Below are 1,410 nucleotides of genomic sequence, written 5' to 3'. Positions count from 1 at the left end.
AATAGATACTTTTAGACCATTTCCACATTTAAATAGTGGAGCTATAAATCTAATTTTAAATGTAAAAGAGAAGGATGGAATATCTTTTGCTATAGTTGAAATTCCAAGAGTTGTAAATAGATTAATTAAGCTACCTGGTGGTAATAATTTTATTTTATTAGAAGAGGTAATAAAAAATAATCTTCATAGATTATTTAATGGTTATGAAATAATAGATATAGGGTATTTTAGAATTACAAGGGATGAAGATTTAGGTATAGATGAAAACAGTGGTGCAGAGGATTTATTAGTTGAAATAGAAAAAGAGGTCAAAAATAGAAAATGGGGTAATCCAGTTAGAGTTGAATATATTCGTGGGGTTTCTAATAAAAGTTTAGAATTTTTAAAAGAGCAAATAGAACTTGAAGAGGAGAATTTTTATCCTGTTTTAGGTCCTTTAGATTTGACATTTTTATGGGGAATGGTAGATGTTGATGGAGTTGAAGAGTTAAAATTTGAAAAAAATATTCCAAGGTATTACAAAGAGTTGGCTGGTGAAAATATATTTAAAGTTTTATCAAAAAGAAATATTTTACTTAGACATCCTTTTGAAAGCTTTGATCATGTGGTTGACTTGGTAAAAATATCAGCTCAAGATCCTAAAGTTTTAGCTATAAAACAAACTTTATATAGAGTAAGTGGTGATTCACCAATAATAAAATATTTAAAAAAAGCTGCTGAAAATGGAAAACAAGTGACAGTATTAGTAGAATTAAAAGCTCGATTTGATGAAGAAAGAAATGTTAAATGGGCAAGAGAGCTAGAAGAAGCAGGGTGTCATGTAATTTATGGATTAAGTGGGTTAAAAACTCATGCCAAATGTTTATTGATAATTAGAAAAGAAGAGGATGGGATAAAAAGATATGTACATTTAGGAACAGGAAATTATAATGATTCAACAGCAAAACTATATGTAGATTACTCATTCTTTACTATGGATGAAGAGATGGGAATAGATGCAAGTTATCTTTTTAATAAATTAACTGGATTTTCAAAGATAGATGATTGGAAAAAACTAATAGTTGCACCAACTCATTTAAGAGATACATTATACAGATTTATTGATAGAGAGATTGAAAATATTTCAAAAGGTGGATTAGGAAAAGTAGTTATTAAAGTGAATGGTTTAACAGATCAAGGAATAATAGAAAAGCTTTATGATGCTTCTAAAGCTGGAGTTGAGGTTACTTTAATTGTTAGAGGAGCTTGTTGTTTAAAGACCGGAATAGCTGGATTAAGCGAAAATATAAAGGTTTATAGTTTAGTTGGAAGATTTTTAGAACATGATAGAATATATTATTTTGAAAACAATGGAGAAGAAGAGTTATATTTAGGAAGTGCAGATTGTATGAGAAGGAATTTAGATGGAAG

Annotated in this window: 1 protein-coding gene; it reads left to right on the top strand. The window is 28.4% G+C overall.

Annotation, left to right across the window (positions count from 1 at the left end):
- Positions 1-1,410: polyphosphate kinase 1 (gene ppk1 / locus HMPREF0202_RS02250; protein ID WP_023051759.1), on the top strand; the 1,410-nt coding region annotated here is incomplete at both ends.

Source organism: Cetobacterium somerae ATCC BAA-474, from assembly GCF_000479045.1.
In the GTDB taxonomy this organism is placed as follows: Bacteria; Fusobacteriota; Fusobacteriia; order Fusobacteriales; family Fusobacteriaceae; genus Cetobacterium_A; species Cetobacterium_A somerae.
The sequence above is the reverse complement of the archived record's forward strand: the minus strand, read 5'-3'. Positions and strand labels throughout refer to the sequence as shown.